The sequence below is a fragment of the Spirosoma sp. KNUC1025 genome (assembly GCF_045160025.1).
Lineage (GTDB): Bacteria > Bacteroidota > Bacteroidia > Cytophagales > Spirosomataceae > Spirosoma.
Window position 1 is genome coordinate 5,936,420 of the sequence record NZ_CP087139.1, and the last position, 26,484, is coordinate 5,962,903.

The following is a 26,484-nucleotide window of genomic DNA, read 5'->3' on the forward strand; positions in this document are numbered from 1 at the left end:
CGACCAGCACCTTATTTACTCAATCGACTTCGCAGTTCGTCCAGTAGCTGGCGGACTTCGTCGATACGTGTCTTGAGTCCTTTTTTGTAATACCAGGCTCGAAATTCAGGACTATCGCGATGGGTTTCTAACTCCTGCTCCAGTTCCTGAAGGTATTGCTCACACTGTGCCAAATAGTTTGCTGCCGTCTCCGGATTATGAAACCCTCCCCCATCGACCGTTATGTAGATGGGCGTTGTATGTGCCGCCTGGTTAGACGCCCCGTAGCAACGGGCTGCAATCCACATGCCATGCGTTACGTCTTTCAGGTTTAGTTTAATGGCTAAATGGGTGGTTGACTGCCCTGGGTCATTTTTTGATACGCGACCCAACACCCGCCCATGCGCCACCAGTTCGATGGCTTCAAGTGGAATCTGCTTGGCATGGCCGTAAGCCTCTGCAATAATAGCCAGCGTGTCGCCTTTTTTCAGGGACAGCTTACCGCCAGGCAGTGCTTTATTTACCGTCAGATCGAGTATTGGGCCGCTGGTTACAAACGTATGGCCAGCCGCAATAGCCAACTGCCAGGCTGCGTGACTAAATGGGCCGTCGACGTAGGTATAAAAGCGGGCGTTCCCAATTTGAGCGGAGTGTTCAGGTGGGCCATGCTCGTGGTCGTGCCCACACCAGGGAAAATCGGAACCAGCCGTAGCCGTCAGCGGAAAACCGAGGTCCAGCATACGGTAATAGTGTTCGGTACGTAAAGGCTGTGCTGACACGCAGTATTGAAGGATTTCCAGTACGTCTACTTTATTACGGAGTCCGTCGAGTGTCAGTCCCCGGTAGCCATGAAACGACTCAGCCTGATGGGCATACCCTGTAAGGCCACCGCGATTATGCAGCTCATCGAAGACCTTGTCATAATAATAGTAATCGCGACCATACCGTACAGAGCCTGTTGCACCGAAGCCAAGCGCATGCCCCAGTTCAGGCGTTCGTGGATCTTCCTGCCCTGGTGACAGGATATAATTACCCTCTCTATACTGCCCCTGTTCACCGAAAGCATACTGCGGGTAATACGTTTCCCAGAAATCGCCCATTTTCAGCAAAACACCCACATGAATATCTTCTGCCTGAATCCAGCTAAGGAGTGGTTTGTTCTCCCGTATGGAACGCCGAATGTGAATATGGTCATCGGCTGAATACCATTTCCGCGCGGCCATATTGATCCAACGGGTCATTCGGTACGTTTGCCGAAGCTGAGAGTTGGGTATAATTCGCAACTTATGCGTCTGACTTACGTATTCGTTGCCTTTTGATAAGGTCAGGTCGTAAACACCCGCTGTTAGCGTCAGGCTGAACGCGCCCGCTACGTAGAAAGAGCTGTCAGGTTGAACCGCATACCCATCGGCATGGTCCCAAAGCCCATACGACACGGCTACTGCTTCATTCGGCACAGCCGGAACCGGTTTACCGGATCGGGTAAGCCGTACTCGCACGGGCGTAGGTTTGCCCGAGTCGGCATCGAGCACCGAAACGTACAGCCTGCCAGGTCGTTGTGCCAGCCCATCTGCAACTCCGATTACCCAAACAAACAGCGCTAAAACGAAAACTAGTCTTGGATTCATCCGTAAAAGCTCCTGGCTCTATAAATGTTAGTCTACTCGTATCTTTCCCGGCCTATACCAGGCATTCCGCCTGGCGTTACGCCTTCAGCCTGCATACGAAGAATGGTTTTGGCGTCAGAAGCAAAGAATGATACTGCTGCTTTACCATCCGCGCCGGTTTGAATGGTCAGGGGCCCAGAACAAAGTAGTACGATAGTCGGGTCTGGCGTGCTCCGGCTTTTTGACATTGTATTGCGGTGCGTAAAACTCACGAACGGGCGTGTAACCCGGCAGTTTGGCAACCAACGTACCAGGAGCAACTTCTTTCGAAAAATCATAACTAGGCCCTCCGCGCTTCGTCAGGATGGAAATGACGCCCCCACTGGCCCGCGAACCGTAAATGGCTGCCGATGCCCCTTTGAGTACGTCGACCCGATCAACATCCAGCACGGAAATACCCAGTATAGCCTGCAGGTCCATAGGCATGCCATCCAGCACAAAAAGCGGTTCGACAGGTCCATTAAAATTAGCGGCTCCGCGAATTTGTACCCGTGCAGAAAAGCCGTTGCCAATCACCTGAACGCCAGCTACCTGCCCCTGAATCACATCCAGGATGGTCTGTCGGCCCGACGTATTCTGTGGCGTAAATTTCACACTCGCATCAGGCGTTCCATAAATCACCCGCGAGTCGATTTCCCGTTCTTTTCTGGCTTTTACCGTAACAGCCTGCAACAAAATCTCGCCGTTACGTCGAATCTGCCGCTCTATTTCCTGATATTCCCGGGTACGTTTCATGAACTCCGCTAGCTCATCGCGCCGAAATTCCAGTGGATTATACGGAACCCGCGCGATGGTTACGGTTGGGGTGAACAGTTGGTCGAGGGTGATAACCAGGTTCCGATTGGCGGCCCCCTTAATACCCTGAATCAATATGGACGTACTATCGGTAAAATCGAGATCATAAGCGCCAAAATTTCCAGCCTCGTCCGTCTCGCCCGCCAGAAAAACACGGGAGCTGTCCCGTTTTACCAGCATAAATGTCAGGTTTACTTTTCCTCCAATGCCCTTCTGATTCGGCCGAACTACATGGCCTGTCAATGACAAACCTCCTTCAGCCGAGTACTTGACGGGTGTGCTGGTTCCAGCCAGTACGTCAGGCCAGGCAAAGCGTCGCCAACCCTGCGTCATCAACAACAGGTCCAGTTGCATCCAGCGGTCCTTATGAATTGAATTAAAGTAATAATCAGGCTGCTCAATTGTTCCGGTCAGGTCAGACGAAAGCAGTACGTGCGAGACAATCGTTGTGCCGTTCGAATCCGCTTCGGGAGCCAGACGAGCATCAACCACGGCGAGTGATACGTTGGCGGCTACCGGTTTTCCGTCGGCAGTGTTTGTTGAAATTGACACCTCAATTTTCTCCCGATTTTTATAAAGAGGCTTACTGGCGCTGAGCACTACGTTGATCTGCTCATCTTTATTGATAAAGACCAGCCGTTCGCTAACAGGCTTATTGGTCTCATCGAACAGAGTCAGTTGTGCAATTCCTTCCGGAAATCTGCTTTTAGGCAGTTGGATTAACGACGCTTTTTTGGACACGGGTATTTTAGCCGCCTGCACAACCTGCCCACGGGTTTGAGCAACTAGCGTCATTATGGCAGCGGCATCAGTTGTGGTTTTGTTATGATACAGATACACTTTGATATTGTCCTTGTTTGATAGGTTATCTACCTGCATCACAACACCTTGCGGTTGCACAGCGGGCAACGGATAGGCTGCAGCAGAACCATCACTGAGTTTTACAAAGGCCGTATACTGCTGGTCTGCTTCGGGTTTGAATATGAGGTAGCCCATACCCAGAAACGTACTGGAAAAGCCCATAACCGTATCTTTTCTAGCGTTCAGGATAAAACCTGCTACCGACAGGCTTCGGCCTGACGCATCCACACCTTTAAAAGCAACCCGATTGTCAATGGCCGCAATTAATTGTCCCCCTTCGGGCAAAAACTGCACATCCGGCCGAATGGCCGCGTTACTTGCTGGAGCGGCTCCCGTTGTTACGTTATTTGCGCCAGAAAGACTCTCACTGTCTGGCCGTAAAATTGTGAGTGTTTTGATGAAATAATACGCTTCGGAATAATTACGCATAAAGTTGGTATATGCCCGAAGTTGATACGTACCGGCAGCCAGTGAATCAGGTATAGTAAACTGGCCGGGCGCATAACTATTCGTTGCCCTGAGTTGGGCACGAATCCGTATTCGTCTGGCAACCGGGTCTACCAGATCCACATAAAGCACCCGGCTGACGGTATCTGCTTCATGGGTTGTTCCATTAAAAATATAGCCTTTCATCCAGATCGTTTCGCCAGCCAGATATGCAGCACGGTCTGTCTGCACATATACTTTCTCGGTGGGATGTTGCTGATTATAAGTGTGTATCTGACTGAGTAGCCGTTTGATAAAATCGTCGTCGTTAGGGCGAAAGGCGAATAATGTCGTAGCTACAAGCACTACGCATGCGCCAGCAAAGCGAAAAAAGGCAGGGTGCATAGGATAGAAATCAGGAAGTGGTGTCTTCAATACAAAATGATGTGGCTAAATTAGCAGAATTACCCCTATTACATTATGACTACACCCACCTATAAAACAGCATTAGTATTGGGTGCTACGGGCCTCATTGGTGAGTCACTTACGCATAAACTGGTCGATTCGCCATTTTACGATAAGGTTAAGGTGCTTGTCCGTAAGTCTTTGAACTGGCAGCATCCCCGATTACAGGAAGTTCAGTTCGACTTTGAGCATCCGAATGGCTTACTAACGCAGGCCGACGATATTTTCTGCTGTCTGGGAACAACCATCAAAAAAGCAGGGTCTAAAGATGCGTTTCGTAAAGTCGATTATCAGTATCCACTCGATATTGCCCGCCTGGGCTTAACCAGTGGAGCCCGGCAGTATGCTATAGTGACGGCCATGGGGGCTAATGCCGACTCATCTATTTTCTACAATCGGGTTAAGGGCGAAATTGAACGGGACCTGACCAATCTGAATTACCCAACGCTGTTGATTTTTCGCCCTTCGCTCCTGCTCGGCAATCGCTCCGAACCTCGATTAGGCGAGCGAGTTGCAGCGACAGCCATGCGTCTCTTCAACCCGCTTATTCCGGCAAAATATAAGGGTGTTGATTCGGATAAAGTGGCCAATGCGATGCTACAGACCACTCAGCAGGGATTAACCGGTAAGCACATTTTTGAGTCAGATACGTTACAGAACTATTAACATTTCAACTACTTTACCTCCCTTTCAGCATCTCCAGATCCGTAAGCAGCAGTCGTTTTGCCAGTTGGTTTAATTGGTCTTCAGGTCCCTGTACATGAAACGTTGTATGCCGGTGCCTCATTTTGGCTCCCGGTGCCAGATTTGCCGCTGGCGACGAGGATTCCAGTTCATAGAACTGCCCCATCTGCGACTGACCCGCCTGCATTGGGCCATCGTTGTACGCGTTGATTACATCGCCCGCAAATGGATCTTTCTGCTGCTCCCAGGCCGAATTAACGTACTGCCGGTCTTTTGAATTGAAATCAAACGTAACAAGAGTTAACGTATGGGTAGACGGATCATAACTGCCCACCCAATTGGTGGCCCGGTCGGGCGCAACGCCGATTTTGCTACGGTACCTGGCATCGGCTTTAAACAGAGCGGATGTCTTGCCAATTGTCAAGCGGTCGGCGGGTACCTTACCGAAATACGCATCGTTCACCGGCTGTCCGACCCCGGCTCTATAAGGCACAATAATTGTCGCTGCTGGCGAAGCATTCATCATCCCCAAAATCCAGATAGACGGCATTCCGGTCTGGGCTGTCCAAGCATGTGTTCCCTGATTGGCAATCGTATTCTCAGACTGAATACCAACGATTTTAAGCGCTTCCGAATCAATTGTCAACTGACGGTTTATCTCCGTTTCGGGCAACAACGTAATGATCCGTTCAATGCCAATATCCAGCCGGATGCCGCTATAATTTTCCAGCGAAACCGTTTGAGCAAACGTAGCGGATGTCGGGGTGCTAGCTATCAACTTAAACGGATCGGAATCGATGGCAGCTGGCGTCTGCCAATGTGCCGCATCAAACGGATCGCCTTTTTTGAAATACAACGCAAACTGTCCGCCTTCGGGCCCCAGCCAGAAGCGGTCCTCGCCCCCAAAGGCATTCATGTGCGGAAGAATTTTCCCGGACCGAATCAGGTCATAATTGATCCATCCATAGCTTGCTTCTCCGTCGGCCGTGGTGGTCATTACGCGTCCCTGATAGGCCGGGCAGATCAAAGCTTTTGCGTTGCCCAGTTGCAGTTCAACAAGGTCGGGGTGATGCTGGCGCAGAAACTGCTGATCATGCTGATAATTATTCATGACTGATACGGTAGCGGTCGAATCCTCGTTACTGGTTTGCTCACGGTCATTGGTAGAATTTCGACCCGAACAGGCAGCCAATGCCCCGAGAAAAGCCAACGTAATAATTTTGTTCATAACAAGACGGATGGCAACCTGAAAAAGGCGAACTTAATCGCGTGATCTGTTCCAATAAATGTATCCTATAAATCATCGTGTCTCCTCATTCTACTTCCATCGACACCTTACAAATCCGTGCCGCTACCTGGAACGACGCACCTACCATCTACGCTTTTTTATGCGCGCTCGAAGACCTCCTCTTAAATCAGGATGCTTTTCTGAACATTTTCCGTCATAATCTAGCCGACCCGAATGTTCATTATTTAGTTGCTGAAAAAGCGGGAGAAACAGTAGGCTTTGTGAGTTGTCATGTGCAATTGTTGCTGCATCATGGCGGTAAAGTGGGTGAGATACAGGAGCTATTTGTTCGACCCGATGTACGTAATCAGCGCATTGGCCACCAGCTCGTTGCGGCACTTGATACGTTGGCCAGGCAGGAAAATTTTATCAATCTGGAGGTTACAACCAACCAGAAGCGAAGCGATACGATCCGGTTTTACGAACGTGAGTCATTCAAACGCACGCATGTCAAGCTGGTTAAGGCCTTATGAGCAGCTTCATGCACTCCTAAACAAAAAAGCCACTGCTCCTTTCGGAAAGTGGCTTTACAGGTATGTATACGTGTACCGTATTAATTCAAAAATTTCAGTCGCAGATCATTTAACTGGCTACGAATAGACCCATCGATTTGCTGGTCACCAACGCGCAGAATATAACCACCGATGAGTTTTGAATCTATTTTTTCTTCCAGTTCAACCGTTTTGCCATTCGTCGCATTCATGACCATTGCCGTAAATTTCTTACGTAATGCATCGGTCAACGGTACGGTTGTAACAACGGTTGCTCGTTCTACGCCTTTCAGCCGGTCGTACTGATTGACAAATTCATCAGCAATGGCATCCATAATCGACTCCCGATTCTTTTTGGCGATTATCTGGAAAAACGCCATAGTTACCGGATCAACGCGCTTGGCGAATACGGCTTTGATAATTGCATTTTTTTCTCCGCCCGAACAATTGGGTTCTTAAGCATGAGTAATAATGGACGACTTTGTTCTACTGTCTTCTTAAAAAACAGCATATCCTTGTACATCGTCTCTGTCAGACCTTTTTCCTGCGCCAAATCCAACAACGACTTGGCATAACGGGCGGCAACAGTAGCAACTGCCATAATTTTATTCAGTTAGTGAATCGTCAGTCGAAGAGTCAGTACGTACGTATACCAGTTGGCTCAACGGCTAACCAATCAGGACTAATTCAAGCGGGATTGAGATACGAGATCAGTTACTAATTTCTCCTGTGCGCCTTTATCGCTGAGTTCTTTGCGAAGTACTTTTTCAGCAATTTCAATCGATAGCGAAACAACTTCTTTTTTCATGTGCGCTACCAGTGCCTGCCGTTCATTCTGCATCGACTCACGAGCCTGGTCGAGAATCCGCCGACCTTCGGCTTCTGCCTTTTCACGCGAATCGGCAAGCATTTTGTCTGCTGTTTCCTTGGCACCGCGTAAAATAACTTCACGCTCAGAACGGGCTTCAGCCAGCAATTTTTCGTTATCAGCTTTCAGCGCAGTCATTTCTAACCGGGTTTTCTCGGCCAGATCAAGGGCGCTTTGAATGTTGTTTTCGCGTTCGTTCAGGCTTTCCGTAATGGGTTTCCAGGCGAAAGCGCGGAGAATGAGAAACAGGCCAAGAAATACAATTACCTGCCAGAATAACAAACCAAGATCGGGAGTAAGCAGATCCATTTTTGATATGTGATTTTTGAATTCGGATTTTCAGAGAAGACTTACGATAAGGGCTTTCTTCAGCGTATCATAAATCGAGATCAATCTTTTGTTTGAGAACCTTTGCCCACCGGCAACCCCAAGTGGGCAAAGGTTTCTCGGAAATCGGGTGAGTAGTGCAGCCAGCACCTAATGCACAGGCCTACTCAAACTTTAGATGCTACCTGAGCCGGGTGGATTAAGCCGTAGCTACAAGTAGACAAATAACAGCTGCGAAAAGAGCCACGGCCTCGATAAGAGCCGCGATGATCAGCATGGCGGTTTGGATACGACCAGCCGCTTCTGGCTGACGGGCAATACCTTCCATAGCACTACCACCAATCCGACCAATACCCAGACCAGCACCGATAGCGGCCAGACCAGCGCCAACAGCGGCACCCATAACCGATACGCTACCCGTAGCTTCTAACAGCAGAGCAAACAACGTTGCGAACATAACTTCAAACAGATTTATTAGTGAAACAAAAGATTGCAAATTAACCAGTTAGTCAGACCGTTGGCGAGATGATGATCCATTGTGTTATACCCCACCAGCCGGTTCAGTCGCCAACTGAATTAGTGCGCTTCCGCACCTTCGAAACCGATACCATGATCCGCTTCGTGGTGTTCCTCAACGGCGCTGCCGATATACATAGCCGTGAGCAACGTAAAAATGAACGCTTGCAGGAATGCAACAAGCAGTTCGATCATATTTAAAAACAGGGTAAAAAACAGAACAACTGGGCTGATGGCAACACTCGTAGTGGCTCCGCCCATGTGATTGGCCATAAAGATGAGCCCGAGCAAGCTCAGAATAATGATGTGACCAGCCGTAATGTTGGCAAATAATCGGATCATCAGGGAAAGGGGTTTCATAAACACACCCACAATCTCAACCGGAATCATAATCGGCAGCAACGCAATAGGAACACCCGTTGGCTTCAAAATATGCAACCAGTAGTGTTTGTTACCGCTGAACGTAACAATAATGAATGTCAGCACTGCCAGCACCAACGTAACGGCAATGTTGCCAGTCAGGTTAGCCGCTCCAGGCAACAGCCCTAACAGGTTGTTAACCAGAATGAAAAAGAACAGGGTCAGCAGATACGGTAAGAATTTGGTGTATTTCGGACCGATGCTTGGCTTGGCGATTTCATCCCGCACAAACAGGATAATTGGCTCCAGAAACGATTGAATACCCGATGGCGCCTTGCCTTTGTTTTTGGCATACCCCCGGCTAACCGCCGAAAACACCAGCAACATAATAATGGCGCTCAACAGTAATGAAGCCACATTTTTGGTAATCGAAAAATTGTAGATTTTGGCTTCGTGATCAGCATTGCCAGCGGCATCAACACGGTGAATTTTACCATGCTCATTTTTATAGCCATTGTATACTTCGCCATGCGCCAGATGCGACGACGAAAATACTTCCAGACCCCGATCGTTTGAGTAAAGAATGACAGGAAGTGGCAACGTAACACCGTGCGCAAACTCCCAGCCGTGATCATCTTTAATGTGGTGCATAATCATTTCACCTACATTAAATTTTCCTTTTTCGGCGGGCGCGTCGCCTTTGTGCTGAGCGTGTGATTCACCTTCCGGCTTGTGTTCCTGCGCCTGAATACTTACTAACGAACTCAAAATGAGAGCCGTAGCTAACAAAAGTTTATTGATAACTGAACGCATCATCTAGTTTGACAAATCGTTTTTACGAATCGCGTCGCAAGTTACGAGTAAGCGTCCAAATCTCAAAGCCAGTATAAAATATATATAGTACAAGAAAGTCCAGAACGAAGACCCGACGCTGTTCGATGTGACGAAACAGGAAAAAACCAATGAAAGCCAGACCCAGAATCAGGCGGGCCACGGTTGCAGCCAGGTAAAGTGGGATGAATCGTTCACGATCTCCTTGTAAACCAGACTCTACCAGCCGATGGGTTAGGAAAGATACACTTAAAAAAAAGATTAAAAGAAGTTTCCACTCCGGATGTACCCAAGGGACCGAAGAATATTTGGTAACTAAAAAAAATACAATTGCTAATAGAGCTGTGAATAAAACTGTCCTAAGCATGAAAGGCAGAATCGTAGTGCAGGGGCCGCTGGGTAAATTAAGTTATTTGTTCTCCGCCCGTTGCTAACTACTTTTTCGTCAATTGTCGAATAAATAAATAAAGCGATGCGCCGATTGCCGTTAGCGACAGAACAATCGTCCAGATCGGTCGAGGATTATGCTGCCACTCATCCAGTTTCATACCTGCCCAAACCCCTAACCCGATCGTACCCAGCATCTGAAAGGCAATGCCGCTATACTCCGCAAACGATTTGGTTTGTTCCGTCGCCTTTTTCATTGAATCATCATCCCGGGTCGGTTTATCTGATTCGTTTGGAGCAGGTTGGTCAGGATCGCTTTGCATAGAATTCATGGAAGGAGTGCAATATACCAGCTAAAATTCGTTAATTTGGCCAACGTTCCATAATGCTGAGCCAACGTAGAACGTTTTAATACGAGTGATCACGCGTTATTTTCGAATGTCCTGCTATTTTCGTTACCCCCCAATTTTTCTACTTACGGTCTTTCTTCTCCTGACCGGCGGGTTGGTTTCCTGTTCCCAATACAGTACAAAACCTCTGAGTAAGGGGTATCATAACCTGAATGCTCATTTCAACGCCTACGTAATTGCCCGCGATGAGATTCAACAGGCAGAGCAGACCTTATTTAAAACAAGACAGGAGAATTACAATCAACTACTCCCTATCCTGTTGCCGGTCGATTCAATGCGCATTCAGGCGGTAAAGCCCCAATTGGATGATGCCATCAAAAAAGCCTCGCTTATCCCTGAGCGACATCAAAACAGTAACTGGCTCGATAATGCGTACAACCTCATCGGTCAGGCACGCTTACTGAAACAGGATTTGCCGAACGCCATTGAGGTTTTTAAATACGTCAACACAAAAGGCACCAACGAAAACGATAAACACATCGCTCTTGTTGGGTTAATGCGGGCCTATGTTGAAGCCAGCGATTATGCCAACGCCCTGAACGTAGCTGAGTATTTACGCACGCAACCTCTCAATAAAGACAATACACGCGATTTCTACCTAACCAAAGCGTATTTACACCAACGCCAGGGCGAGTACATTACGGCCGTAGGTATCCTGGAGGCTACATTTCCCCTGTTGGATAAAGGGGAAGCAACAGCCCGGCTTCACCTCATTGCCGGCCAGTTGTATGATCTAATTGGCCAGCCCGTTAAAGCCGTTGATCAGTATCAACAGGTTCTGAAGTCAAGGCCAACGTACGATTTGTCTTTTTATGCCAATCTATTCGCCATTCAAAGCAATGGGCTGACAGGCGATCAAAAGCGAATGGCTAAATCGTCAGAAACCTTTGAGAGTTTATTAGCTGATCGAAAAAATGTTGACCTGAAAGACAAGATTTATTTCACAATGGGCTTACTCGAAGCCCGGAGTGGTCGAATTGATCAGGCAATCAAGTATTACAGCCAGTCCATTCGGCAGTCCGGTTCAAGTTCAACACAAGTTCCGTTTACATATCTGGAGATTGGGAAACTGTATTTTGAGAAAAAAACAGATTATGCCAAGGCAAAAGTGTATTACGATAGTGCGTTGACACTTCTTCCCCGGCAATCGCCCGAGTACGCGGCTTTATTAAACCGGAAAGCGGCTCTTGACGAGTTTGTTCAATATAAAACGACGATTCAAACAAACGACAGCTTGCTGACGCTGGCCCGGATGGATCCGAACGCCCTGAATAAATTTCTGGATCAGACACTTGACCAACGGGAAAAAGAAGCCAGAGAGCAGGCTGAACGAGCCCAACAACTCACAGCACAGGCATCGGCTGGCGGAGTAGCTACCGTTCCGGGGGCGACTAATTCAAATCTGCAACCCGCCCAACGCTGGGTTTTGTATAATCCGATTGCCTTAAGTCAGGGCAGGCAGGAGTTTCAGGTTAAATGGGGCAATCGTCCTCTTGAAGATAACTGGCGACGTGCCAACAAAGAAGCATCGGAAGCTGTGGCTGGCGCCGGAAACCCGCTGACAGGCGCAACGCCCGCTAATTCAGTGAACCCGAATAGTCCTCTACAACAATCGGATATGTTGAATAGAGTTGCCGGGACATCTCCCGCCGGAAACGTAGCGGCTCGCATGGCGGAGAAATCAGCTTTGCTGCGGCAAATTCCTGTTTCGAAAGAAGCACAGGCCATTACCAATCAACAGATCGAAAACGCGCTTTATCGGCTGGGTAAGCTGTACAAATTTCAGCTTAATCAGCCTGCCGATGCCATACCGACGTTTGAACAGTTACTGACCCGTTATCCAAACACGCTTCAGAAACCTGAAATTTATTATTTACTCTACCTGTCTAATGAACAGTTGGGAAAACCGTCGAACTGGAAAGAGAAATTATTGGCTGAGTACCCAAATACGTCCTACGCTCGTCTAACCGGACGCGTAGCAGCTCAAACAACAGATTCTGAAGCGCAGGCTCAAAAAGCGTATACAGCTATTTATGAACTTTATAAATCGAATAATTCATCCGAAGCTCTTACACGGGCCGAAAATGCACTAAGTCAGTTTGCTGGTTCGCAACTGGAAGATAAACTGGCGCTGTTACGTGTCATTCTGGTAGGTAAGGTCAAGCCACTCGAAGCGTACCAACAGGCACTAGCCGAATTTGTACGTGATTATCCCGCTAGTGAGTTGCTACCGCGTGCAAAGGAGATGTTGGCTGCGGCCGGTCAGGCAACTGTAAATCGAAAATAAGTTTCATCATTTAATGTTTCAGATTTGGGCTTGGTTGGTGTAGAAAAACGTAGAACCCTGAACCTGTACATTTGAAATAAAATCCCCACACATAGCTAATGTTTGAACTTGCCCCGGTCGTTACCGGAAATTAATTCGAAATCTCTGGTGGTTTTCACTGCTCGGAATCATCATGTTGATTCTGTATGTAGCCGCCGTCAGTTATAATTTTTTGTGGCTGTTTGGCGGTATGCCGAGTCTGAAAGCGCTCGAAAATCCGAAAAGCGAAGAAGCATCTGAAATTTATACAGCCGATGGACAACTGCTTGGTAAATACTACGTTGAAAACCGGACGCCTATTGAAATTTCCCAGGTTTCGCCCAATGTAACGTCGGCCTTACTGGCTACGGAGGATGCCCGTTTTATCAAACATTCGGGTATCGATCCGCGCTCATTATTCAGGGCAGTAAGCGGGTTACTCACGTTTAAGGATGCGTCAAGTTCAGGCGGAGGCAGTACACTTACTCAGCAGACAGCAAAGAACCTGTTCGACACCCGGCAGGAAGAATTAAAAGGAGTTCTTGGCCATGTCCCGATTATCAGTCTGGTTATCTCTAAAACTAAAGAATGGATTCTGGCGGTGCGTCTGGAGCGTAACTACACCAAGCAGGAAGTTATGATGATGTACCTCAACACGGTCTCCTTTGGAAATAATACGTATGGGATTAAAACAGCGGCCAAAACCTATTTCAACAAAGAACCCTGGAACCTGAACGTAGAAGAAGCCGCTCTGCTGGTAGGTATGCTCAAAAATCCGACACTTTATAACCCACGTCTGTTTGAAGATCGGGCAAAAGAGCGTCGGAATGTGGTACTGGGCCAGATGAAAAAATACAAATTCCTGACCGAGCAGCAATTCATTACGTATAAGAGTAAGCCGCTAAAGCTCGATTTCAGTGTTGAAAATCAGAACACGGGTATGGCAGCCTACTTTCGCTCGGTCATTAGCGGTGATGTCAGACGGTGGATTAATCAATACAATAAAGAAAATGATGACGACCTGGATCTTTACACCAGTGGTCTGAAAATCTATACCACTATCGACTCCCGTATGCAGGCTTACGCCGAAGAGGCTGTTATGGCCAACATGCGGGATCAGCAGCGGAAATTCTATGAACACTGGCGCGGGCGAAACCCCTGGGTACAGAAAGATCAGCGAACCAAGAAATACGTTGAAATACCGGGCTTTATAGAATCCGTTGCCCGCCGAACCAGCCGCTACAAACAACTAAAGGCTGTTTATGGAGCCGACGAAAAAGCCATCTGGAAGGACATGCGCAAACCTGTCAAGATGAAAGTCTTCGTGTATGGTGGCCGACGTAATGAGAAAGACACAACGATGAGTCCGCTGGATTCCATCAAATATTACAAACGGCTCCTGAATACGGGATTCATGTCAATGGACCCTCGGTCTGGCTACGTAAAAGCATGGGTAGGTGGGATTAACTTCAAGCATATGAAGTTCGACCACGTTCGCCAGAGTCGTCGGCAACCAGGGTCAACCTTTAAGCCCTTTGTTTACCTGACGGCTATGGATCAGGGATTTGTGACGCCTTGCAGTCACGTAACGGACCAGCCCACTACGTTTGCCCACGGCGAAGATAACAACGGTGGCCCCGCCTGGACACCCCATAATTCGAACGGCAAATACAGCTACCGAAGCCTGTCGTTACGTGAGGCTCTGGGCCAATCGATTAATACGGTAAGCGCCCAATTGATCAAGAAGACCCGTGCCGCTGAGGTGATTAAATACGCCCATGATATGGGGATTGAGAGCAAAGATTTGCCCGAAAACCCAACCCTCTGTTTGGGTACCGGCGATGTATCCGTCTATGAAATGGTCGCTGCCTACTGTGCCTTTGCTAACGGTGGTATGCGGGTGAGACCTATGGTTCTTTTTAAGATTACGGACAAAAACGGCAACATTTTAAAAGAATTTCACCCTGACGCCAATCAAGTTATCAGTCCAAACCGGGCGTATGAAATGCTGCATCTGATGCGTGGGGCTGTTGAAGAACCCAATGGTACAGCCCAGCGATTACGTACGCAATACAAACTAATGGATGGCGGCAATGAGATTGCCGCCAAAACCGGCACTACGTCCAATTACTCAGATGCCTGGTTTATGGGAATGACGCAGCATCTAGTGTCGGGTTTATGGGTTGGTGGTGATGATCGGCCTATTCACTTTCGCACTATTGAGTTAGGACAGGGAGGCCGTTTGGCAATGCCTGCCTGGGCTATGTACATGCAAAAAGTATATAAAGACCCAACTCTAACAAGTTATCGGCCAGAGCCTTTCCGCAAACCCAATAACTTCAAGATCGATTGTGGTGGTTACCATATCGACTCTTCGCAACGGTATATTCCGCCTAAGGTTGTACCAGAAGATGAAGATGAAATACTACAGTAAACCACAATGGGGCCGCAATTTGCGGCCCTTTTTAGTAGATATAAATCCGGCAACCTTTACGTATTATCGGTTGTTTTGTAGTACCGGCTGTCTGTGTCGGTCGCTTACCTTTGTTTCTCCTCCAACCCGTCTGGTCGGTACCACAATATGTCAGAATTCGACTACAAGAAAGAGTTAACCAAAGTGCCCCACGAGCCTGGTGTTTATCGATACTTCGATATTTCGGGCGAAGTCATTTATGTAGGAAAAGCTAAGGACCTGAAGAATCGGGTAAGCAGCTATTTTACAAACTCAAAGCAGCATGACCGCAAAACGTTACGTTTGGTGAGTCAGATTCGGAAGATTGAGTTCACCATCGTACATACCGAATTTGACGCTCTACTGCTCGAAAACCAACTGATCAAACGTTATCAGCCAAAATACAATATTCTCCTGCGCGACGATAAAACCTATCCATTTGTTTGCGTAACCAATGAGCATTTTCCACGCGTACTCACAACTCGGCGTATCGACCGTAAACTAGGTACCTTTTATGGCCCCTTCGCCAACCTGAAGCCGATGTATACAGTGCTGGATATGTTCAGTCAGTTATTCACAATCCGTACCTGCAACTACAATCTGGCTTCGGAAAATATAGAAGCGGGTAAATTCAAAGTTTGTCTGGAGTATCACATTGGCAACTGCAAAGGGCCATGTGAAGGCAAACAGAGCGAAACTGACTACAATGGCGACATAGAGCAGATCCATCACATTTTAAAAGGCAATCTGAAACCAGCTCAGGAATATTTTAAAAACCGAATGGTTGAAGCAGCTAGTGAACTGGCTTTCGAGCAAGCGCAGAAGTACAAAGAAAAAATGGACGTACTGCAGCGATTTCAGAGTAAATCGACGGTCGTTAATCCGAAAATTGATGATGCGGACGTGTTCTCTATTGCCTCTGATGAGTCTACGGCCTACGTCAATTTTATGAAGGTCGTCAACGGTACCATAGTTCAGACCCATACGGTTGAGATCAAGAAAAAACTCGATGAAGCAGATACGGATTTACTGGCCATGATGGTCATCGAATTTCGGGAGCAGTATGGTAGTCAGGCTAAAGAGATCATTTCAAATATACCTCTCGACTTTGACATGAAGGCTGAGGTGACCGTTCCGCAGATTGGTGATAAGAAAAAGCTACTGGATATGTCGCTGAAAAACGTGTTATACTTCCGTCGTGAACGTCAGGAGCGCGCAGCGGCTGAAGCGACCGCTAATGCTAGCAAAAAGGATCGGGTCCTTATTCGGCTGAAGCAGGATCTTCAGTTGAAAACGATTCCCAATCGAATTGAATGTTTTGATAACTCGAATATTCAGGGGACGAATCCGGTTTCGGCTATGGTCTGCTTTATAGGTGGCAAACCGGCTAATAAAGAGTACAGGCATTTCTCCATAAAAACCGTTATCGGCCCGAATGATTTCGCCAGTATGTATGAAGTCGTCACCCGCCGGTATACGCGTGTCCTGACCGAGGGTACGGATATGCCCGATCTGATTGTAATCGACGGCGGCAAAGGACAGCTTAGTGCTGCCTGCGATGCTCTGAAAGCGATGGATTTGTATGGGAAAGTGCCAATTATCGGTATAGCAAAACGACTTGAAGAAATCTACTTCCCCGAAGACAACTTACCCCTCTATATTGATAAGAAATCCGAGTCGCTCAAACTGATTCAACGCATTCGCGACGAAGCTCACCGCTTTGCTATAACGTATCACCGGGACAAACGCAGTCGTAATAGCTTAATCAGCGAATTAGAAAATGTAGAAGGCATTGGCAAACGTACCGCGGCCAAGTTACTGAAACACTTTAAAGGGGTTAAAACGATACGTGAAGCTCCTTTTGATGAAGTAGCAGAAATCGTTGGAAAAGACCGGGCCCTGAAGCTAAAGCAGTATTTTGATACAATCGAGAATGGGTAGTTTCAGAACTTAGCGTAATCCAGAACTCACTTAAACACAAAAGGTGTAGCCAATATGGTTACACCTTTTGTGTTTATATTATGCAGAGAACTAAACTCCTAGTATTCCCAAAGGCTATGTTCAGTTTCCATCAGTTCGTACTCAGTCTGATACGATTTGAGCAAGCCCTCCCGATCGCCATACATACCGACTAAATCGCTGTCGCCAGGGTTAGCTACTTTGGTGATCCGGCCGTAAAACAAGCGTAAATCAAACGCATCAGCCAGATTTTTATGCTGTGCCTGGTTTTGCGGGTTATACCAGATGAATTTCTTCGGATCGCTGCGGAACAACTTGTCCAGATCTTTGTACTTAAACGAGGCTATTGGTTTTTCAAACCCAGCTTCGTTTTTATCAGATGGCAATAGTAAAGTTACCGTCTGAATATCATAGTACAGGCGTGAACGTTTCCGATCAAAAATCCAATCTTCTTTAATTTCAAGAATATTGAGTTCTTTAGGGAAGTATTCATCACCCGAAAGCGCTGGGGCAGCAGCTACTGCAACCGAATCTTTCTTTGGCTCTACTACGGGAGCAACTACCGTATTTTTACCTTTTTTACCCTTTTTGGTAGTAGCTACTTTCTTCTTAGGCGCTCCCCAGCCATCATCGGCCGGTTCAGTCGCTGCTACTGCTTTTTTGGGGCTCCCCAGCCATCATCAGCCGGTTTTTTCTTATTGTCTTTTTTAGTCGCGTTATCCCAGCCATCACTGTTCGCGCCTTTACCATCTTCGGTAAAACCAGCTGCTTTCTCTTCAGCCGATAAGCCACCGCCTGTATTTGGAATCAGCAGGTTATCGTGAAATTTCTCAGCGGTCAATTTCGTCGTACACGAATCGTTTGTGTACGCATCAATCAGACCAGCCTTTACCGCTTCCATCAGATACTTTGAAATTTCATTGTTCTTTGAAAACATCGACTGATTCTGTTTCTCCTTCAGGTCTATCCGACGCCAAAGGGTCTTCTTCATCATGATATCGTTTTCATTAACAGGTCGAACTGACAATGGATTAGTGCCATTGCTCGCTTTCTCCTGAGCCAGTACGTCACCGCTTGTCAACGCAAATGCCGCAACGGTCAATGCACTAGCATATCCTATCGTCCTTATTTGTTTCATGGCTACTATTTATTGTCAATTCAGTATGTTAACGGTAAAAAAGCCGCTTTAGTACATCAATAAAGTGAAACCTGCTGAAGGGGGCTACCCATTGGTACATCACTAATCTCACCACGGAAGTTCCGACGCTGTACGCCTTCAACCTGGATAACCAGTCGATCACCCGGCTGTGCTTCAGCTGCTAAGTCAGCAATTGAGCCACCACCCGCTGCTACAGTTGCAAATTTCACACGTCTTGTTCCACGTACCAACGATACGGTAGCTCCTGTTGTGCGGAAGTTTGCATCATCTGGCGAGTACGCAGCAAAGCTTGGGTCAGCAACTGCCTGAATACGTACACTACGAGCCGATGATACGGGGACACCGCGCGGATCATTAGCCCGCGTCCCGCCGACAAAAATTTCCAGAGTTGGGCGCGGCACTTTATTTACTTTAAAACGCTCCGTACCTAGCAGACTACCACTGTTACTGATATTAAGTGCTACCTGGGATGAACTTGGCACTACAGTAATTTTACCCTTCTCTCCTGATGAAATAACAGCGGCCCCATCAGCCGAGAAATTTGGATTCCACAAAGCCCCTAACTGCGGACTCTGAATGCTTAGCTTGTTGGCACAGCCCAGATACAACGGTGGCATTGTTCCTGTCTCAATCTGATAAGATGGCTTAGCAACAAAATATTCAGCTGAAAGAGGCACCGTTTTCAAACCAGCAGGCGTCTGATAAGCAATCGAACCGGTTAGCGTACGGCGAGCCAATCCATTTTTATCATAAGCACCGCCTTGTGCCGTAAATTCGACAATACCCTGTCCATCCTGCATCCGAACGGGGGCGCCGTTTAGGCTCATCCGAGGCTGAATACCTGATGACGAAGCAGCCAAGAACATTTGACCTTTAAACTTGGTACCCGCTACAACGACCTTCGATTCCATGCTGAGCATAGCCAGTATTTTGTCGAATTTCACATCCTGCGCACCAACTTTGCTGGCCAATACGTCCAGTACTTCACCTTCAATCCGGCGAACGTCGGCTTGCTTCTGGCTTAATACAGCCAAAGCTGCTGGCACAGGTGTTTGTGCAAAGTTTAATTCCGCAAAATCTTTCCGGCGTTGATCTGGTGACCGATTGGCAATCGGATCATCCTTCCCGTCAAGCGCCATCGGTGCATACTTTGTATTCGAATACTTAGAGACATTATCGATGTAGCCATTCAATTGATCTTTCAATTTGAATGCGGCTCCATTACGTCCTGTGCCAATCATGAGCTGGGCTACTTTTTCCTCCTCACTCAGGTTTTTGATATTACCAGATTCGTCGCGACCACCGCCTGCTTCAACAATTTGCTCTTTGATTTTATCAAGCTCGCTAACGATATCGGCGGTTAACTTCCGAACATCGTCAGCCTGTTTAACGATAGCCAGGTCAGTTGCCCGATTTCCTGACTTTTCAACAGTAGCGCGAATATTGTCGAACGTTGACTGGTTAACCTTATTAACGGCACCGGTCGACTGCTCTAAACTATTGTTGATCAATACAAATTTTTCCAGAATCGCCGATGTGACTTGAAGAGCCAACATTGCGGTCAATACCAGATACATCATCCCGATCATCTTCTGACGGGGTGTCTCCTTTGAACCTGCCATGAACTTATGGTAGTAATACGGTAAGTGAAGTAGTTTGTAGACTGACGTTCTGCTTATACTAGCATATAATACGCTACAAACGTTAGTCTACAAATTTTTGTTGAATTCAATTAATTGCCACGCATAGCGGTTAGCATGCTTCCATAAACGCCGTTGAGAGACGCTAAGTTACTAGTCAGTTTAGCCAGCTCATTTTTAAACTGTTGCGTATCGCGGCTAGCATCACTCATATTTTCCATCGCAGCCGTCAGGCTACCATAAAAAGCATTCATTGCTTTCAAATGCTTGTTTGTGTCCTGTAATTCCAGTTCATAAACGGCATTCAAAGCCCCCATATTCTTGGTTACTTTCTGGAACTGATCACGATAATCTTTTGCTTCCGTAGTGGCATCGGCCATCGAATTCATAGCGGTGATAGCCGTTCCATACGATTTGTTCATCTCGGTAATTGAGCTGGATGCCGACTTCACATTACGAGCATAATCATTCGTCGCAACGGTTGCTTCTGTAAGATCGGATAGTTTCGCTACGGTATCGTTCAGATTCCGAAAGCCTGATCCTAAACGCTCAAACACTTCAGGAGTAACTTTTGCCTGAGCCAGCATTTGATCCATATTACCTGTCAGGCCATTTGCCTGTGGAGCAGGTTTACGAGCTTCACCTTTATAATCGTCTGCCAATTCAGGATAAACGCGTTCCCATGCATAATCGTCTGCAGCGGTAACGGGCATAGTAAAACTCTGAAATGCATACAAGCCAAAAATAACTACTTCGGTAAGTAGACCGGCGGTTAGCAACCAGCCAAATTGTTCATTGTGGGTAATTTTTGCCCAGGCACCGGCAATTACAACGGCGGCACCGGCACTATAAATGGTTGGTACTAAACGATCCCAAAAGAAATTTACGGACTTTGCTGCTGCCATGATAAGCGATTGTTAATTGGAATAGGTAATTAGTTCTGTGTGGTATACTTCACCACGAGACCACAACGATTGACAGAGGCCTGTGAAGCCATGAGCCAATCGATAACTCATTTAAACTTTCTTAGCGGAAGCTTTTTTGCTGCTTTTGCTCTTGGTAGCGCGACCTCCACGAGCCGATGCGGTACGTCCCTCGAGGTTATCCATTACGCAACGGAAACCAATGTAGGAGCGTTTCTGGTCTTCATACTCATAATAACGAGTGCCTGTTTCCAGATAATAAGCTATATCTTTCCAGGAGCCGCCCCGAACTACTTTTCTGGGTTCGTCAGCATTCTGGTTGTCAGGGTTCATATCCCAAACAATAGCGTTTGTGTTATCAGCGTAAGCATCCCGGCACCACTCAGCTACGTTACCAGCCATGTTGTATAAACCATAGTCATTCGGGCTGTAGGCTGTTGCTGGAGCTGTGTATGGATAACCATCTGCATCGAAATTACCGCGCTGTGGTTTAAAATTAGCCAGGTAGCATCCTTTGCCATTCGCTACGTATGGGTTACCCCAAGGGTACTTGGCACCACTTTTACCACCACGGGCAGCCCACTCCCACTCAGCTTCGGAAGGCAGTCGGAAACCAAATGATTTGTATCCGCCATCTTTTGTGCGGAAATCATCCAGCGTGTTGGTGCGCCATTTGCAGAAATGCTTGGCAGCAATCCAGCTTACGCCCACTACGGGATAAGTGTCAAATGCGGGGTGTGCATAATAATGCTCCAGCATTGGATCCCCATTATGATAGGTGAAATCGTTTTTCCAAACGGTTGTATCTGGGTAATACTTCGCCATTATTTCTTCTTCGCCCAGCGTCGAGACCGAATCGGCCAGCAGTGCGTTAACATATTGGCGGTACTCGTGATTGGAAATCTCGGCATCGTCCATATAGAATGAACTGATGGTCACCTGCCGGTTCATGTTAATCTGAGTCGCTGCTACGTCTTCATCAGCCTGACCCATAATGAACGATCCGGAAGGAATCAGTACCATGCCAAATGGTGTTGGTTGTTTCCAACCCTTACGTCCGGTGGCTGTAATTTCACCATTCGTTACACCGACATCGCCCCCTTTTCCGTCTTTACCGCCAAATTTAGATTTTACAAATCCGCAACCTTGCATCAGCAGTACGACTGCCGCGACCATCACCCCTCGGGTTGCATTGACTGTTAACCAGTTATAATTCATCATTGTAAAACTTTTCTCTTTTCTTCGTGTGCGAGACCAGACTAAAAACGAAAATCTTTTTGGTTATTGTATAGTTACACTTGGGTTCAGATTATTTTCTATCTATACACGATTTTATCGTCTGTTTTTTTCTGTTTAGATAGGTATTTCCCTGTCAATGTACTCTATTTCCCCAAAAATAAGGTACTATAATTAAACTCCCTAACAAGCCTTCTACCAAAATATACACCAATTTTTGCCTTTACATGGAACGTTACAACTTTTTCCTTCTTTAGTACCGGAACCGTGGCGTGCGAATAATTGGTTTTTTTCGAACATCCGGAGTGGGCAATGCGTAAGCTACCAGAATTTCATGCGACGTTGCGCTTTTTGCACTAGCCCCGCTTGTAACAATATCCAGTGCGTAGCCAACCCGTAAAGCATTATTACGCATCAAGTTGATACCAGCCGTAACCATGAGGGCATCATTGAATCGATAGCCTAATCCACCCCAGATGCGATTATCATAGGTTCCTACCAGATTCAACGCTACTGCCGATCCTGGAAAACCTGCCTTTGTACTGTATTGTACCAATAAAGACGGCTGTATGTCAATATTGTAACCAATGCCAAGTCGATAACCTGCCGTCAGATAAGCTTTACTGTCAGCGGGATCTGTCGACCGGTCGGTGATATAGCTATACTTGGCTTTGTTGATATGCGTCAAACTAACGCCGAGCCAATAATCAGTTGTGTTGTAATATACGCCAGCACCGATATCTGGTTTGAACTGATTGATACGCCCACTTGCAATCAGCGGATCACCAGGGTCGGTCGGACGAAACTGCCCAAAGTCGTACCCTCTGTTAAACATGCCAGCCTGTACTCCCACGGCTAATGTCCCATTTTTCAAGGTCATCCGATAGGCATACGATAACTGGACGGCCTGATTGATCGAGGGACCATACTTATCATTAAGCGCATAAATACCTATGCCGCTTTTTATTTTAGCCAGAGGCATATTGAACGATAACATCTGGGTACTTTGAGCCGCGCTGGCATCGCCGTTGCCGACGGTTTGATACCCCAAATACTGCGTACGATGGGTAAGCTGTACTCTCGATACGCCCTCCGATCCGGCAGCGGCCGGATTGTAGTAGAGCGGGTTATACATGTACAAACTAAACTGTGGGTCTTGCTGCGCAAATACGGCTGGGCTAGCCACTATCAGTAGCAAAAAAGCATAAACGTAGAGTGTGCGAATCATATAACTAACCAGAATTCGAAACGGCTGATACGTATCAAAAATGACGTTTCGGTAAAATACTATCACAGTTTATATGTAAACGCCTGCTTGAACAAATTATTGGCCCTAAATAAACACAGAATGCCGGAAAAGAGCGTATAAACGCAGCTCCGACATTCTGTACCGACATAACGATAACACGTTACGAATTGTTAGCTTTTTTGATATACAGATCCAGGGCGCCTGTCATAGAAGGCGCGTTCGGTAGAGGTGCCTCAATATCAAGGGTTAAACCAGCTTCTGTAATGGCTTTGGCCGTAGTTGGACCAAAAGCAGCCAGCCTTGTGCCGTTCTGATTAAAATCCGGGAAATTGCTTAATAGCGAGTTGACGCCTGACGGACTGAAGAAGGCAATGATATCATAACTTTTGATATCAAGATCTGACAGATCAGTAGGAACCGTGTCATACATAACCGCTTCGGTAAAATGCAGGCCACTGGTATCCATAAACTCGGGGATGTCATTCCGGCGAATATTTGAGCACGGAAACAGGAACTTCTCGTTCTTATGTTTTTTGATCAAATCAAATAATTCTGACGCCGTTTTAGTCCCGGTAAAGATTTTGCGCTTCCGAATGACAATGTATTTCTGCAGATAGTTGGCTGTTTGTTCTGAAATACAGAAGTACTTCATATCGGCCGGAACCTCAATACGCCCTTCCTGGCAAATTCGAAAAAAATGATCGATAGCGTTACGGCTGGTAAAAATAATAGCCGTATGAGCCAGGATATTGATTTTCTGCCGGCGGAAGTCTTTGAATGACTCGCCCTGAATTTGAATGAACGGCCGAAAGTCGATCTGAAGATTGTACTTACTGGCTAAATCAAAATAAGGGGATTTTTCGTCAGCTGGTCTGGATTGGGTTACTAACAGCCGGTTAACTTTCGTAAGCCGGTCTTCAGTGGGGTGCATGCTAGTCTCGTTCATTGAATCTCTACTCGGTACAATAATCAGTTGGCAGATTGCAGCGCTCATCTAACAGAATCGAAGCACAAAAGCGGCCTTTACTAACTATCAGGTGTGCACTGTCTACTGAAAACTCCTTCATCAAAGTGCAAAACGCAAACCGATGATGAGTGGAATCAATTCAACGATACAAAGGTACGAAAATAAATAAAGATTCTTGATAGATTCCAGACTACGTATCACGAAGTAAAGTAATACCAGGCGCCCCACGTAAAATCCGATGAGCGGAATCAGCAATGTTTTCTGCGGCAAAGTCACCGACGGTGTGTTGTAAGCAATAACCGTCAGAATCAAGGTCAGGATGCTAAAAAAGAGCAACGACGATTGTATGACTTTAAAATAATGAACATTGACAATACTCTGTAGTTTGTATAATCCCCCGCATATTTCGAGCGCTACGTATTTACCCATCAGGCTAATAAAGGTGATCGCACTTAATACCAGAAATTCACTGGCGACCCACCCAAATCGCTGCTCGCTCAGCAGCAACGTACGCGATGCAAAGACCTCAAGATTACGGCTTTGCGCAAAAATGATCAGATAGGCGATTATAAAACTCAGGTTGAGTGTGAAAAGCATATTAACACTACTCAGCGGACGGTTAATCAGAAACGACTCCTCCTGAGCACGTAATGAAAATAAATCCCGCAGGCTATAAAATCGCTGAAAAGCCCGGCGATATACCGTAAACAGAAAGGCGTGAGTCGCCAGAAGAAACAATAAACCTACTCCGAGAAAATTAGCGTAAACAGCCTGCGGACGAGGGCGAACGCTCAGGTTGTCGTCACTTAGAATGACCGGCTTCTGCGTGGCTGACTTGGGGTAACCAATAAATAACTGCTTATCGGAAAGACCGGGCGAACCATAAATTGTGAGAAAAATTTCGGGTTGACGATAAACCCGATACAGGCTGTCGATGCTTAATACCTGCCATTGGCCAGCGTGGAGCTTTCGTTTGAGGGCAGCATTGATGAACAGATACCCATCCTGCTGGGTCGATATCAGTAGACTGTAATGCCGGTTACTTTCAAGGTCAACATACGTGCTTACCGCGGTCTGGCTGGCATGTTGCTCAACGATATAAGGTATATATGCTCTGGCGCCTTCGTCGTAAACCTGAAAGTCGTCCTGAAAATTATGGACGGGATAATAACGATTGTCGGGGCCGATACCGACTACACGGGATTGTGCAAACGTAACCGACAAAAAAAGAGTGAAAGAGTGAACGAGTGAAAGAGCAACCTTAGGATGTCACAGCCTGTCTGTATAATCACTTTGTTACTCTTTCGCTCGTTCACTCGTTCACACATCACACATTTATTTACCTAGCGCTTTCAGCATGGTATCGCCAATGAGCGCAGGGGATTCAACTACGTGAATACCGCATTCACGCATGATAGCCATTTTAGCAGCCGCAGTGTCATCAGCTCCGCCAACAATAGCGCCAGCATGACCCATCCGACGGCCTTTTGGCGCGGTCTGACCAGCGATGAAGCCAACAACCGGCTTACGATTGCCATCAGCTTTAATCCAGCGAGCCGCTTCAGCTTCCATACCGCCACCAATTTCACCAATCATAACGATTGCTTCGGTTTCCGGATCGTTCATCAGCAGTTCAACAGCCTGCTTCGTTGTAGTACCGATAATCGGGTCACCACCGATACCGATGGCGGTCGACTGACCTAAACCGGCTTTAGTCAATTGGTCAACTGCTTCATACGTCAACGTACCTGATTTAGAGACAATGCCGACGGTTCCTTTCTTAAAGATGAAGCCGGGCATAATACCAACCTTACATTCATCTGCCGTCATAACGCCAGGGCAGTTGGGGCCGATCAGGCGTACATCTTTATCGGCGAGGTAGTTTTTCACCGCCACCATGTCTTCGGTCGGGATACCTTCGGTAATGCAGATAATCACCTTAATCCCAGCTTCGGCGGCTTCCATGATGGCGTCGGCAGCGAAAGCGGGGGGTACAAAAATAATTGAGACGTTAGCGCCAGCTTCATCAACTGCCTGCTGAACGGTATTGAACACGGGCCGGTCGAGGTGAGTCTGCCCACCTTTCCCTGGCGTTACGCCCCCAACAACGTTGGTGCCGTATTCGATCATCTGCTGAGCATGGAAACTGCCCTCCGAACCAGTAAAACCCTGGACGATAACTTTGGAGTCTTTGTTAACTAAAACACTCATGACGGTTTTGGTAATCGTTGGCGATGCG

The 26,484-nt window shown here is 47.1% G+C and carries 21 protein-coding genes and 1 pseudogene; 5 read left to right on the top strand and 17 right to left on the bottom strand.

All coding sequences use genetic code 11. The annotated features are described in order from the left end of the window. Positions 1-11 precede the first annotated feature (11 nt). Together LN737_RS25960 and LN737_RS25965 are read right to left on the bottom strand one after the other, a co-directional pair. Positions 12-1,607, bottom strand: coding sequence for a CehA/McbA family metallohydrolase (locus LN737_RS25960; protein ID WP_405513394.1), 1,596 nt, complete (start codon positions 1,605-1,607; stop codon positions 12-14). Positions 1,608-1,748: 141 nt separating this feature from the next. Further along, the gene (locus tag LN737_RS25965) at positions 1,749-4,133 is read right to left on the bottom strand and encodes a TonB-dependent receptor plug domain-containing protein (protein ID WP_405513396.1); all 2,385 of its coding nucleotides are present in this window, start codon (positions 4,131-4,133) and stop codon (positions 1,749-1,751) included. A gap of 75 nt (positions 4,134-4,208) precedes the next feature. Between LN737_RS25965 and LN737_RS25970 the strand changes: the two genes are divergently transcribed. After that, positions 4,209-4,859: an oxidoreductase gene (locus LN737_RS25970; RefSeq protein ID WP_405513398.1), complete on the top strand. Its 651-nt coding sequence runs from the start codon at positions 4,209-4,211 to the stop codon at positions 4,857-4,859. Positions 4,860-4,872: 13 nt separating this feature from the next. On the opposite strand, the gene LN737_RS25975 is transcribed toward LN737_RS25970, so the two are convergent. Beyond that, complete coding sequence (locus tag LN737_RS25975; RefSeq protein WP_405513399.1) at positions 4,873-6,105, bottom strand: DUF6786 family protein; 1,233 nt, start codon at positions 6,103-6,105, stop codon at positions 4,873-4,875. Positions 6,106-6,182: 77 nt separating this feature from the next. Between LN737_RS25975 and LN737_RS25980 the strand changes: the two genes are divergently transcribed. After that, the gene (locus tag LN737_RS25980; protein ID WP_405513401.1) at positions 6,183-6,638 is read left to right on the top strand and encodes a GNAT family N-acetyltransferase; all 456 of its coding nucleotides are present in this window, start codon (positions 6,183-6,185) and stop codon (positions 6,636-6,638) included. Positions 6,639-6,718: 80 nt separating this feature from the next. Here LN737_RS25980 and atpH read toward each other — a convergent pair. The 5 genes and pseudogenes from atpH to LN737_RS26005 all read right to left on the bottom strand — a co-directional run bounded on the left by atpH (position 6,719) and on the right by LN737_RS26005 (position 10,268). After that, a pseudogene (atpH, locus tag LN737_RS25985) lies at positions 6,719-7,257 on the bottom strand (ATP synthase F1 subunit delta). Positions 7,258-7,338: 81 nt separating this feature from the next. Continuing rightward, positions 7,339-7,833: a F0F1 ATP synthase subunit B gene (locus LN737_RS25990; protein WP_405513403.1), complete on the bottom strand. Its 495-nt coding sequence runs from the start codon at positions 7,831-7,833 to the stop codon at positions 7,339-7,341. A gap of 217 nt (positions 7,834-8,050) precedes the next feature. After that, positions 8,051-8,308: an ATP synthase F0 subunit C gene (gene atpE / locus LN737_RS25995; RefSeq protein ID WP_405513405.1), complete on the bottom strand. Its 258-nt coding sequence runs from the start codon at positions 8,306-8,308 to the stop codon at positions 8,051-8,053. 119 nt (positions 8,309-8,427) lie between these two features. After that, positions 8,428-9,543: a F0F1 ATP synthase subunit A gene (atpB, locus tag LN737_RS26000; RefSeq protein WP_405513407.1), complete on the bottom strand. Its 1,116-nt coding sequence runs from the start codon at positions 9,541-9,543 to the stop codon at positions 8,428-8,430. 449 nt (positions 9,544-9,992) lie between these two features. Beyond that, entirely contained in the window at positions 9,993-10,268 is a 276-nt protein-coding gene (locus tag LN737_RS26005; RefSeq protein WP_405513409.1) for an AtpZ/AtpI family protein, read from the bottom strand. Between the two features lie 115 nt (positions 10,269-10,383). On the opposite strand from LN737_RS26005, the gene LN737_RS26010 reads away from it, so the two are divergent. From LN737_RS26010 to uvrC, 3 genes are all read left to right on the top strand, one after another. Continuing rightward, a complete protein-coding gene (locus tag LN737_RS26010) occupies positions 10,384-12,642 on the top strand; it encodes a tetratricopeptide repeat protein (RefSeq protein ID WP_405513411.1) in 2,259 nt (752 codons plus the stop codon). 172 nt (positions 12,643-12,814) lie between these two features. After that, a complete protein-coding gene (locus tag LN737_RS26015; protein ID WP_405513413.1) occupies positions 12,815-15,094 on the top strand; it encodes a penicillin-binding protein 1A in 2,280 nt (759 codons plus the stop codon). A gap of 147 nt (positions 15,095-15,241) precedes the next feature. Next, on the top strand, positions 15,242-17,053 hold the full coding sequence (gene uvrC / locus LN737_RS26020) for an excinuclease ABC subunit UvrC (RefSeq protein WP_405513415.1): 1,812 nt from the start codon (positions 15,242-15,244) through the stop codon (positions 17,051-17,053). 98 nt (positions 17,054-17,151) lie between these two features. Here the strand turns inward: uvrC and gldN are convergent, their stop codons facing one another. From gldN to sucD, 9 genes are all read right to left on the bottom strand, one after another. Beyond that, the gene (gene gldN, locus LN737_RS26025) at positions 17,152-17,745 is read right to left on the bottom strand and encodes a gliding motility protein GldN (protein ID WP_405520526.1); all 594 of its coding nucleotides are present in this window, start codon (positions 17,743-17,745) and stop codon (positions 17,152-17,154) included. Then, on the bottom strand, positions 17,721-18,209 hold the full coding sequence (locus tag LN737_RS26030; protein ID WP_405513417.1) for a hypothetical protein: 489 nt from the start codon (positions 18,207-18,209) through the stop codon (positions 17,721-17,723). Before LN737_RS26030 ends, gldN begins: the two co-directional genes overlap by 25 nt. A gap of 56 nt (positions 18,210-18,265) precedes the next feature. Further along, the gene (gldM, locus tag LN737_RS26035; RefSeq protein WP_405513419.1) at positions 18,266-19,852 is read right to left on the bottom strand and encodes a gliding motility protein GldM; all 1,587 of its coding nucleotides are present in this window, start codon (positions 19,850-19,852) and stop codon (positions 18,266-18,268) included. A gap of 110 nt (positions 19,853-19,962) precedes the next feature. Further along, positions 19,963-20,775, bottom strand: coding sequence for a gliding motility protein GldL (gene gldL / locus LN737_RS26040; RefSeq protein ID WP_405513421.1), 813 nt, complete (start codon positions 20,773-20,775; stop codon positions 19,963-19,965). A gap of 111 nt (positions 20,776-20,886) precedes the next feature. Next, positions 20,887-22,014 carry an SUMF1/EgtB/PvdO family nonheme iron enzyme gene (locus tag LN737_RS26045; protein ID WP_405513423.1) on the bottom strand — a complete coding sequence of 376 codons (1,128 nt, stop codon included), beginning with the start codon at positions 22,012-22,014 and terminating at the stop codon, positions 20,887-20,889. Positions 22,015-22,282: 268 nt separating this feature from the next. Then, on the bottom strand, positions 22,283-23,257 hold the full coding sequence (locus LN737_RS26050; protein ID WP_405520528.1) for a type IX secretion system membrane protein PorP/SprF: 975 nt from the start codon (positions 23,255-23,257) through the stop codon (positions 22,283-22,285). Between the two features lie 181 nt (positions 23,258-23,438). Beyond that, complete coding sequence (locus tag LN737_RS26055) at positions 23,439-24,224, bottom strand: uroporphyrinogen-III synthase (protein WP_405513425.1); 786 nt, start codon at positions 24,222-24,224, stop codon at positions 23,439-23,441. A 120-nt stretch (positions 24,225-24,344) separates the two neighbouring features. After that, positions 24,345-25,469, bottom strand: a complete 1,125-nt coding sequence (locus LN737_RS26060; RefSeq protein ID WP_405513427.1) for a DUF4271 domain-containing protein — start codon at positions 25,467-25,469, stop codon at positions 24,345-24,347. Positions 25,470-25,580: 111 nt separating this feature from the next. Then, complete coding sequence (sucD, locus tag LN737_RS26065; RefSeq protein ID WP_405513429.1) at positions 25,581-26,456, bottom strand: succinate--CoA ligase subunit alpha; 876 nt, start codon at positions 26,454-26,456, stop codon at positions 25,581-25,583. Positions 26,457-26,484: the final 28 nt, after the last annotated feature.